Annotated in this window: 11 protein-coding genes and 1 pseudogene; 8 read left to right on the forward strand and 4 right to left on the reverse strand. The window is 69.7% G+C overall.

The window, feature by feature from the left end:
* Together FV223_RS31745 and FV223_RS12140 are read left to right on the forward strand one after the other, a co-directional pair.
* Positions 1-163 (forward strand): annotated as a pseudogene (locus tag FV223_RS31745) (UV damage endonuclease UvsE); the annotation flags it as partial.
* Between the two features lie 171 nt (positions 164-334).
* Complete coding sequence (locus FV223_RS12140; protein WP_147727288.1) at positions 335-646, forward strand: hypothetical protein; 312 nt, start codon at positions 335-337, stop codon at positions 644-646.
* A gap of 448 nt (positions 647-1,094) precedes the next feature.
* Here the strand turns inward: FV223_RS12140 and FV223_RS12145 are convergent, their stop codons facing one another.
* Positions 1,095-1,799: a hypothetical protein gene (locus FV223_RS12145; RefSeq protein ID WP_187274722.1), complete on the reverse strand. Its 705-nt coding sequence runs from the start codon at positions 1,797-1,799 to the stop codon at positions 1,095-1,097.
* 356 nt (positions 1,800-2,155) lie between these two features.
* Here FV223_RS12145 and FV223_RS12150 point away from each other — a divergent pair, with 356 nt between their 5' ends.
* Complete coding sequence (locus FV223_RS12150) at positions 2,156-2,434, forward strand: hypothetical protein (protein WP_147727297.1); 279 nt, start codon at positions 2,156-2,158, stop codon at positions 2,432-2,434.
* An 84-nt stretch (positions 2,435-2,518) separates the two neighbouring features.
* Here FV223_RS12150 and FV223_RS12155 read toward each other — a convergent pair whose 3' ends face one another.
* The gene (locus FV223_RS12155) at positions 2,519-2,749 is read right to left on the reverse strand and encodes a hypothetical protein (protein ID WP_147727289.1); all 231 of its coding nucleotides are present in this window, start codon (positions 2,747-2,749) and stop codon (positions 2,519-2,521) included.
* A gap of 217 nt (positions 2,750-2,966) precedes the next feature.
* Between FV223_RS12155 and FV223_RS12160 the strand changes: the two genes are divergently transcribed.
* Positions 2,967-3,206, forward strand: coding sequence for a hypothetical protein (locus tag FV223_RS12160; protein ID WP_147727290.1), 240 nt, complete (start codon positions 2,967-2,969; stop codon positions 3,204-3,206).
* A 1,543-nt stretch (positions 3,207-4,749) separates the two neighbouring features.
* On the opposite strand, the gene FV223_RS12170 is transcribed toward FV223_RS12160, so the two are convergent.
* Entirely contained in the window at positions 4,750-5,742 is a 993-nt protein-coding gene (locus tag FV223_RS12170) for an AraC family transcriptional regulator (protein WP_147727291.1), read from the reverse strand.
* Positions 5,743-6,062: 320 nt separating this feature from the next.
* On the opposite strand from FV223_RS12170, the gene FV223_RS12175 reads away from it, so the two are divergent.
* The 4 genes from FV223_RS12175 to FV223_RS12190 all read left to right on the forward strand — a co-directional run bounded on the left by FV223_RS12175 (position 6,063) and on the right by FV223_RS12190 (position 9,507).
* Complete coding sequence (locus FV223_RS12175) at positions 6,063-6,260, forward strand: hypothetical protein (RefSeq protein WP_147727292.1); 198 nt, start codon at positions 6,063-6,065, stop codon at positions 6,258-6,260.
* 28 nt (positions 6,261-6,288) lie between these two features.
* Positions 6,289-6,636, forward strand: coding sequence for a hypothetical protein (locus tag FV223_RS12180; protein ID WP_147727293.1), 348 nt, complete (start codon positions 6,289-6,291; stop codon positions 6,634-6,636).
* Between the two features lie 209 nt (positions 6,637-6,845).
* Positions 6,846-8,810, forward strand: a complete 1,965-nt coding sequence (locus FV223_RS12185) for an alpha/beta hydrolase domain-containing protein (RefSeq protein WP_147727294.1) — start codon at positions 6,846-6,848, stop codon at positions 8,808-8,810.
* Positions 8,811-9,255: 445 nt separating this feature from the next.
* Entirely contained in the window at positions 9,256-9,507 is a 252-nt protein-coding gene (locus tag FV223_RS12190) for a hypothetical protein (RefSeq protein WP_147727295.1), read from the forward strand.
* Positions 9,508-9,544: 37 nt separating this feature from the next.
* Here the strand turns inward: FV223_RS12190 and FV223_RS12195 are convergent.
* A partial coding sequence (locus FV223_RS12195) for a transposase (protein ID WP_147727296.1) occupies positions 9,545-9,740 on the reverse strand: 196 nt, incomplete at its 5' end.

Genomic DNA, 9,740 nt, shown 5'->3' on the forward strand with positions numbered 1-9,740 from the left:
CGCCGCCCACTCGGACATGATGTGGAACAGGGCCCTGAACGCCCTGGTCGGGCGCCACATGGAATGGGCGGATTTCGAGATCGAGGCGAAGTCCAAGAACCTGGCCTCCGACGCCCTCGCGGCGGAATTCCGCGACGGAGGAGCCGGCGCATTCCCTTCCTAGCCGCACAGGCGTACCGGTTGCAGGGCGGCATCGGGCGGCCGATCGAAGGTCGTCCGTTCGAGACCGTGGCCGCGTTCGAGGCGATGCCCTGTTCGAAGCGATGGGCTGTTCGCAGCGAAGCCCTGCGTTTGAAGCGATGCCTGCGCCGCCGGCAGGCCGACGGGATACCCCATGAAGGATCTGAGCCCGGAGGACGCGCAGGCCGTCGACAGGTTGGCGTTCCACCTGCTGCGCGAGGCCTATTGCGACCTCGCCGGCGTGATGATGACCGCGAACGCCGCGGCCGCGCGGACGGTGCTGAGCACCATCGAGCAGCGCCTCACCGACACCCTCGGCCGCTTCCATTCCGAGACCGCCGAGGGCGCCGCCTCGACGGCGATCGTGATCGCGGTCGGCGACAAGATCGGCGACGTGATGGACGAGGCGCAGAACCGGAACGCCGCCCCGTCGGCCCGGAAGCGGACCGCCGACCTGAGACGCTGACGCGGCGTGCCGGGACCGGGCCCGGGCCCGGCGCCGCGTCCGTTCCCGCCTCGCCGCGAGGGCCTTGCCGCGGGGAAGGACGGTGCGTCCGCGAGGCGCGACGGCCCGGTCCCCCGCGGAATCCGCTGACGCTCCGGCCGTCGCCCGTGCTCCGACCGGGGGCCGGGAGAGCACGGCGGGGGGCGCAAAAAGGCCCGGCGCGGAAGTCTCCGGCCGGGCCAAGGTGATCTCGGGCCTCCTGCGTGAACGAGTCAGGACCGGCCGTCATCCTCCAGATGGGGGATCGAGTTTCCGGCACCTGGCGCCCGGACGCTCGCGGAGGTTCCGCACCCCGGCGTGCCGGCGGCTTCACGCATGGCGCCCCTCGCAGCGGCCGACCCAAGCGATCGTCATCAAAGGAGAGGGCGCGGGTCCCGGCCATCGACGCGATCCCAGCCGGGGGCCTGCGTCACCGCGGATGATCGTCCGCCGCTTTCGGCTCCGCCCGCTCCAGGGCGACGCGCGCGGCATGGAACCACCACAGCGGCATGTCGCGGTTCATCCCGGCCAGATCCGAGACCCAGCCCTCCTTCGGCATCGTGTCGGCCCGATCCGCGAACAGCCGCAGGGCGGTCTCGACCCGTTCACGCTGGGCGCGCTCGAGAATGGCCATGCGCTCGGCTGCGTTCCGCTCCGCGGTGAGCTTCACCAGGCGCTGGGTGGCCAGATCGTCCGCGTCGAAGGCGAATTGCTGCCAGAAGGTCTCCGCTTCCCGCGCGACGTCGCGCTCGCGCTGCATCAGGGGCAGGGCCGCCTCCGCAGCGGCCTGGGCGGCCGCGGAGGCCCGGGCGCGCTCGAGCATCCGGTTGTTGGCTTCCAGCAGTTCGCGCTCGCGCTCCGGACCCATGCGCTGGCGGCGCAGGACGTTCACCTCCTCCTCGACCATCCGGCGTTCCTCGCCCTGGCGCGCCAACAGGGCGAGCAACCCGGCGATGGGGCCGCCCAAGAGGGCATCGGCGCGCCCGAGATAGCGCGCGCGCAGCCCGGGATGCTCGCGGTCCAGACGATCGCCGATCCAGGGCGGCGCACCGGCGATCTCCGCACTGTCGTGCTCGTAGAGGGTGCAGGCCATCGCGTCGCGCAGGCTGGCCGGCGTCGGATCGGTCATGGTCATGCGGATCTTTCGGCATGGAATGGGGACGCGCGGGAAACGCGGTCGTCGCGCACGCGGATCGCGGCCTGCATGACGGCGATCCCGACATGGTGGCCGATATCGACGGGGAGCAGGCTGCCCGTCGTGCCGATCGGCCGGCATCGGGCGATCGGGAAGGCGGATCGGCGCCGATGTGCGAGACGAGGCTGGGCGAAGCGTCGCGCGGGGCCGACCGGATGGTTGGTGCTCCGGCAGCCGCACCGTGCTCTGGCAGCCACACTCGGCATCGACGTTCGCCGACACGGACAAGCTGCCACACTCTGTCCCAAGCGATCACCCAGGTCTCTGCGCATCCAGCGAGGCAAGGCGAGGTCGCGATGAGCACGAACGAACAGGCAAACGCAGGCGCCGTCGTGCCCTTTCCCGCCCGGATCTCTGCCGCGGTCGCGGACGCGGACACCGCCTCGATCATCGCCGTGCTGCAGGACCAGCTCGTCCTGGCTCGCGAAGGCAAGCTGCGATCGGTCGCCGTCGTGTCCGTGTCCGCAGATGGCGAGGCGGTCGGCACGCAGTGGTCGTGCAAGGGGGCCGACATCACCGGCCTGATCGGGAAGTTGACCGTCCTGACGCACGACCTGATGGCAGCGAGGACATAGCTGCGCCCGTCCGCCGAGCCGCGATCCGTGAAAACCCGAACCGACCTGTGAGAACCGCGTCCTTCGGCGCTTTTCCGGCCAAGCTCAGGCCTCGGCAGCCTCTCCCGACGCGCCGGTCTCCGGCGGCTTCGGAGCCGGCGCTTCGGCGATGTCCCGATACCAGCGCCAACGGGCTTTGCTGACGCGGCGCCGCTGGCCGGTCGCGTCGACGAAGTCGCCCGCGACGACCGCGTCGGGATCGGCTTTCACAAGACGGCAATACGTGCGCGCCATCTGAATGGCGTCGACCTGATCGAGCAGCGGTTTCCGGGTCACGACAGCATCCCCATCGCAAAAGACACGTCCCTGCCATACTGGGCTAAGTTTTCGTCAACGAACCGCCTCTATCTGCAACGATACGGAGGCCGTCGGGCGACGAGGCGAATCCAAAGCCGCGCCGGCCCTGTCCAGCGATCCTCTTCCTCTTCATCACGATGACTCGGATCACGGCCATGCGGCCGCCGGCCGAGTTCGACAGTCAGGATTGGCGTCCGTGAACTTCACCGTCACCGCTCGCATATCGGCACAACGGTTTTCGCATCACTACAACTCGATGCTGGACGCTCTGGAGCAAGGCCTATCGCTGCAGGCCTCGGGCCTGGCCGACGTCCGGATCGTCGACGGCAATGGTCACGCCCGCACCCCTGCCGCGATCTATCAACTCCTGTTCGGAGCCAAAGACACCGTCGCCCCGACCGGCGGGGAAACCGCCGTCCTCGCCCTGGCGGCCTGACACTCCCTCGGCCTGAACGGCGTCGCGGTGGCGGCCCTCGCCGCGGGAGGTCTCGCGCCCGCGTTCGCCCGGAGGCCGCCGGGCTCGGTCGATCCGTCCGTCGCCGTCGGCACAGGGGCGACGTCCCGCGTTTGCTTGGCGGTCGGCACCAGCCCACATTCAGCGGCACGCAGCCTCCTGAAGGGACTCCGGTGATGGACCCGCACAATTACCTCCTAATCGCGTGGGCCGTCGGCGCGTTGGCGCTCGGTCTTGGAACCGCTTGGCTCGCGCGCCGGGCGCCCTGAGCGTCACCCGGAGAGCAACAGGCTCGGGTCTGGCGCCCGAACCGAGCACGAACGCCGGATCGTCGGCGCGACGATGCGGCATCGCCCGGCCGACGCGTCATAGGACCACCGATGCCCGCCGGCTCGAAGTCGCCCCCGTCTGTCGGCCGCCGCGATGCCGGAACGGCGGGCATAGCCGCCGCGATCACCCCGGGCGTCGACCCAGCGCAGGATCGTCGCGAGCAGGCGGTCGGCAACGCAGGGGTCATTCGGAGCGCCGCCCCCGTCCATGTCGTCGGGCGGCCTCCATGCTCGGGCGGCGAACTTGCCGATCCCGTCCGAAGGCTCGGCGGCTCGAGGCCGTTGCGACCTCACCCGCTCTGCCGCCTCGCCGCGGCCGACCCGCGATCGCCGTCGAAAGGTCACGTGCGGGACGGCAATCCCGTGCGCCCGTCGCCGCCCTCGACGCCGATCATGGCGCGACACGTCCGGCCGGACCGGGCCGGCTCCCGGGGGCCGACCGCCTGCCGGCGGCCGCACGTCCGGGTGAGACGCAGATACACGTCGTAGAGGTCGGCGTGGTCGCCGAACCGCTGCCGGAGGCGCGCCAGGTCGTAGGTGCCGCGCCGGTTGCACGGCGGGCACGCGACGACGAGCCGGCGGCCCCGGAGATCGCACAGGCGCTCCCTCAGCCGGTTTTCGCGATCGGAAACGCACCCGCCGGCATCGCCGCCATCGGCGGGCCGGGGCGGCCAGGATCGCGCTGGCCGATCGGAGCGCGCGGGCTGGCTTTCGAGGACATGGAGCCGTTCCCGCCGATGTGCGCGATGGCGCGGCCGCCGGTCCGGTCGCGCGGACCTGTCCCCGCACCTTCGGGCTCGATGCGGAGCGCCGGGCGAAGCGATGAACGAGACCAAGGTTTTGGAAAGGTGATGGCTCCCCGAGCAGGTCTCAAACAACCCTTTATCATCGAGACTGTTTGCCCCGCACCTGGGGGGAGGGGGGGCATTGAGGCGGAAGGGTTATTTTCGGCGGCCCCCGCACCGACATCGCCTTGGTAGCGTCCGCTCCCGCCTGCCACGACGATCACCCCATGCGCGACCCGACCGTCAGCCTGTTCCGGTTCGCGAGCGGGCACACGGTGGACCCGGCCGCCGCGGTGAAGGACCATGAGCCATCGCGGAAGGCGGTCGCCGAGCCCGGCGCATCCGGGAATTTTGGCGCGGCATGGTGCGAACCGCGATCCTGCTGGCGCGGCCGACGGCCCCGCGAGCGACTTAGCCGAGCGCTCGCATCCATGTTGCTGCAGCCGGTGAACTCGGCAATTCTAGCTCTCCAGATGTTTTGCGTGACGCGCGGTAGTCCCGAGGGCTCTGGCCGTAAGCCTCCCGGAAGGTTCGGCTGAAGTGGCTGAAATTACCGAACCCGTAGGCTTCACTGATCACGCCGATATTTCGGCCCTCATGCGGATCATCCAAAGCCGCCCTCACGGCAGCGAGACGTTGCTGCATCAGATAGCGGGCTACCCCGCCTTCAGGTTCGAACAGGTGGTACAATCGGGTCCGAGACAAACCGACAGCCGATGCGATCTGCTCGACCGTCAGCGCCTTGGCAAGGTTGCTGCGGATGTACCGTTTCGAGGCGGACAATCGGGCCATGCTTGCCGGGGCACTTGCCATCGCCTGCCGATCCCGGTCGGGCCGGGCTATGGCTGCAAGCAAGTGGAGCGTGGCCTGCGCAATGTCGAGCGCCTGGTCCGTCCCTATCGTGTGCCGATGCGCGACCAAGCCGCGGAGATGTTCAGCAAGCAGGCAGGCCGTTGGACCAGCGAGGATCGCCCCATGCAGCGTTTCTTCGTTAGGAAGCAGGCGAGCGACGCTGTCGCGCGCGAGGCTCACGATTAGTGAGTTTGTTTCGCGAACTCGGCTGCGTCGATAAGGCTGCGAGAGGTCGTTGAGCGTGAAAGCACCGGGCGGAACTTTTTGGGTGCCGTGATCCGACTCGATCGCGTAGGTGTGCTGGCTCAGCAGCAGGGTGAACCGCTCCTGGCCGTCCTGCCTGATCTTAGATCGCGTGCGGCCTGTCCTCTGAGGCGAGGCGTTCATGACGTGCAGCAGGACCGGACCGATCTGTGTGGTGTCGATGCGAGCAGAGAAGCCGTGCGGGTCCGCATCCAGATCGTGAGCGCTGAACAAGGTCCGCCACGCGTCGAAGCGATCGCGCTCAGGCAAGTCATCGGTCGAGAACGAAGAATGCCGAACAACGCTCATGACGCTGCTTCTTTTCCTCGAGGAGATCGCCTCTCGCGAGGGAGGCGGGCCGCAGGTCTACTCGCCCTGAGATCCAATGAAGCGCTGTTCAGGGAGTAGGGCGAGCATCGGCGTACTCGATTTGCGGGTCGCTTTCCATCTTCTGGTTGAGCGTCTGAATACTGCGTCGAGACCTCGCACGCCCGGCAGCGTGTGACGATCGTCATCGCCCGACGCGCCCTCAGAATGCAGCACCCGCCGCCACGGCTTTGTCCCGCTCTACTCGATCGGGTCGGGCTTCCTCGGGATGCTCGCGGCCGAGAGGGGTACGCGAGGCTGGCGTGAGTAGCCTCATCGGCTCCCGCACACAGCCCGACAGCGACTGCGACCTCATCGCCCGCGATGCGGATCGCTACCGCGTCGGCCGGATCCGGCGCGAGCACGGCAACCTGCAGCGGGGGGCGTTCTTCCCGAAGGGGGTCCAAGGCTGCGCCTGGCACAGCTGGCTGCGGGTCGAGAGCAAGGGACGAGGCGACTGAGCGCCTGCATGTCGCGTGGCGCGCGTGAATGGCGATCGACGAGGCGGGTACGGCAGGGCCGAACGCCGCGTTGTGCCGCCCGGCCCGCGCCTCCACCCCGCCGGCCGTACCATCGTGCGGCATGATCCGGATTATCGAGCGAGCCCTTGCGGAGCCCCCAGCCGATCGATCGGAGCCGCCTGGAGACAATTCAGCAGCCATCCTTGCAGCCATCCTGGCAGCGTTCCCGGACGCGACGATCGAGATCGTCTCGGGCCCGCTCGACGACGACCTCGCGGTGGAGGTTGGGCGTCCGCTCTCGCATCTCGACGCGTCGCAGGCCGTCCGGAAGCGCCGGGGCGACTTCAGTCCCGTCGGCAGCGCGGCCGAGCCGTAGCCGTCAGATGCACGGAACGCCCGCTCATCGTGGCTTGCGGGGTGCGATGGCGCGTTGCGGACCGTCGTCGCCCCAAGCCCGAGGACGATGCCGCACCTGACAGGTCGGCGGGGGCGACATCTGTCGAGGAGTCATCCCTCTCGACGCTCACGCCTCCATGTGATTGCTGATGGTACCGGCCTTCGTAGAGCCGGACCTCGGGAGTGACCATGCGAACCAGTGGCGTCATCATCGCCGTGCTCGGCTGCGCCCTGGGCGTCGCGCCTGCGCAATCCCGCATCGTGGGCATCGATATCACGACGGTCGAGCCCTTCGCCGACGGGGTCGCGTTCGGTGCGGTCGGCGCCTACGAGCGCGTCATCGGCACGGCGCGCGGCGAGCTGGACCCGGCGGACCCGGCCAATGCCGGCATCGTCGACATCGCGCTCGCGCCCCGCAACGCGCGCGGCATGGTCGCGTACCAGACCGACCTGTTCATGCTGCGCCCGAAGGATCCGGCCCGCGGCAGCGGCACGCTGCTGTTCGAGGTGCTGAACCGTGGCCGCAAGTTCCTGTTCAACTGGGTGCTCGACGCGCCGGCCCAGGCGGCCCAGGCCGTCAACGATCCGCGCACCGCCACCGACGCCGGCACCGGCCTCGTCCTGCGCCGCGGCGACACGGTCGTCTGGTCGGGCTGGGAGGCGGACGCGCTGCGCCAGCAGGGCGGCATGGCCATCGACGTTCCGGTCGCCGGCCGCAACGGCACGCCGATCGTCGAGACGGTGCGCGACGAGCTCGTCAGCGCGACGCGCGGGCCGCCCGAGGCCCCGTTCTATCTCACCTTCAAGACCGCCGGCCCGGACAAGGCCGACGCGCGGCTCACCGTTCGCCGGCGCGAGGGCGATCCGCCTCGCCCGGTCCCGGCCGAAGCCTGGCACTACGCCACGCCGCGACAGCTGGAGTTGCTGCCCAAGGGTACCAAGCCCCTGCCGGGATCGCTCTACGAGTTCACCTACCCGGCCACCGAACCGAAGGTGCTCGGCATCGGCTTCGCCGCGACGCGGGACGTGGTGGCTTATCTGCGCGGTGGTGCCGCCGACGGCGCGAACCCGGCCGGCGGCACCATCCGCCATGCCGTCGCCCTCGGCATCTCGCAGAGCGGGCGCTACCTGCGCGACTTCGTCTACCAGGGCTTCAACCGCGACGAAGCCGGCCGCCGCGTCTTCGACGGCATGCTCTCGCACATCGCGGGCGTCGGCGGCATCTTCCTCAACGCCCGGTTCGGGCAGCCCTCCCGCACCAACACGCAGCACGAGGACCACCTCTATCCCGAGAACGCCTTTCCGTTCTCGACCGCACGGCAGCACGATCCGGTCACCGGCCGAACCGGCGCGCTCCTGCGCGGCGACGGCTTCGATCCGCTCCTGATCGAGGTGAACACCGGGACCGAGTACTGGCAGAAGGGCGCCTCGATGCTCACGACGGATCCGCTCGGCCGGACCGACGTGGCGCTGCCCGAGACGTCGCGCGCCTTCCTGGTCTCCAGCGGCTTTCACTACGGGCGCGCCGGTCTGACCTCGACCAAGGGGGCGTGCGCGAACCTGCGCAGCACCCTGAACCCGGCGCCGGCCCTGCGGGCACTGCTGGTCGCGCTCGAGGAATGGGTGACCGCGGGCAAGGCCCCGCCGGACAGCCGTGTCCCGCGGTTGTCGGACGGCACGCTGGTGGACGCCGCCGAGATCGGCTTTCCGTTCCTGGTCGGCATCCCGGTCCCGACGACGCCGAACGCGATCGCGCGGTTCGGCACCTACGTCGATCCCCGCCCCGAGACCGGGCCGCAGTACCGCCCGCTGGTGCCGCGGGTCGACGCGGACGGCAACGACGTGGCGGGCATCCGCCTACCCGCCGTCGCAGCCCCCCGCGCGACCTTCACCGGCTGGAACCTGTATGCCGACCCGTTCCCGGCCGGCGCCCTGTGCGATCGTGAGGGCAGCGAGATCCCCTTCGCACGCACACGGGCCGAACGGACGGCCGCCGGCGACCCCCGCCCGTCCCTGGAGGAGCGCTACGCCGAGCCGGACGCCTACGTCGCGGCTGTCGCGAAGTCGGTCGATGCTCTCGTCTCGGATCATCTGCTGCTGCGCGAGGACGGAGACCGGCTGATCGCGGCGGCACGCCAAGGAGCGACCCCCTAGCCGAAACTGGCAGGTCGAAGAGAAAGCTGGGCCACCGCTCGCGCGGTCTCGCTCCATGGAGAGTTCATGCGCGCACGTCTCACCGGCGCTGCTCTGTTCGTCCTCGCGGCGGCCGGCGCCTCGGCTCAACCCTACGACGATCGGCGCCCTCCGCCTCCATCGGATGAGGATTACGACGGGCCGCCGCCACACCGCTACCGACCGCCCCCGCCGGACTTCGATGACGACAGGCCGCTGCCTCCGCCGCGTCGGCGGGGGCCGCCTCCGCCGGATGACGACGACGATGACGGCCCGCCCCCGCCGCCTCGGTCACGCGCCTACTGAAGCCCGCGAACACGCTCCCTCTCGCGTAGGGCCCGTTCGCTTTTTGTGCTGGCTGTGGCGTGGCTGTAGCAGCCACAGCGGAGCCCTTCGGTTACCGTGAGGCATCCTTCAGGTGCCTTACATGCTCACGTTGACCTCGATCATCACCCGCAGCGTCCTCGCTGTCGCGACCGTGGGCGGCCTTGCGATCCTGGCCGACGGCGCGGTGCGATCTCAGCTCGAGCGGGCTGTGCGGAGCAATCTGAACGTCGTCGGGCGTGCTCCGGCGCCGATGCGGGTTGCCCGGGTGGATGAGCGCTACGTCGCGAAGGGGCTCGATCGGGGTCGGCTTGGCGCCACCATGCGAATGGTTGGCACCGACGACGCGCAGTAAGCGCATCACGCACCGTCGATCCGGGGCCTAAGAGCGCCTAACAGAACCGCCTGATTTGGTTGAGGGTGATGAGACTGGCGGCGAGGTTGGTGAAGGCCTCGTAGACGTCGGCGCGACGCTCGTAGCGTACGGGCAGGCGTCGGAAACGGTTGAACCAGGCATGGGTGCGCTCGACTACCCAACGGTGACGCCCAAGCTTCTCGCTGCTGTCGATCCCGCGCCGAGCGATGCGA

It is taken from the genome of Methylobacterium sp. WL116, from assembly GCF_008039455.1.
Taxonomy (GTDB): Bacteria; Pseudomonadota; Alphaproteobacteria; order Rhizobiales; family Beijerinckiaceae; genus Methylobacterium.

Excerpts from the sequence above, each read along its gene's own strand:
- FV223_RS12190 (WP_147727295.1), top strand. The coding sequence starts at position 9,256 with ATGCTCACGTTGACCTCGATCATCACCCGCAGCGTCCTCGCTGTCGCG.
- FV223_RS12170 (WP_147727291.1), bottom strand. The coding sequence starts at position 5,742 with ATGAGCGTTGTTCGGCATTCTTCGTTCTCGACCGATGACTTGCCTGAG.
- FV223_RS12180 (WP_147727293.1), top strand. The coding sequence starts at position 6,289 with ATGGCGATCGACGAGGCGGGTACGGCAGGGCCGAACGCCGCGTTGTGC.
- FV223_RS12145 (WP_187274722.1), bottom strand. The coding sequence starts at position 1,799 with ATGACCATGACCGATCCGACGCCGGCCAGCCTGCGCGACGCGATGGCC.
- FV223_RS12185 (WP_147727294.1), top strand. The coding sequence starts at position 6,846 with ATGCGAACCAGTGGCGTCATCATCGCCGTGCTCGGCTGCGCCCTGGGC.
- FV223_RS12150 (WP_147727297.1), top strand. The coding sequence starts at position 2,156 with ATGAGCACGAACGAACAGGCAAACGCAGGCGCCGTCGTGCCCTTTCCC.
- FV223_RS12140 (WP_147727288.1), top strand. The coding sequence starts at position 335 with ATGAAGGATCTGAGCCCGGAGGACGCGCAGGCCGTCGACAGGTTGGCG.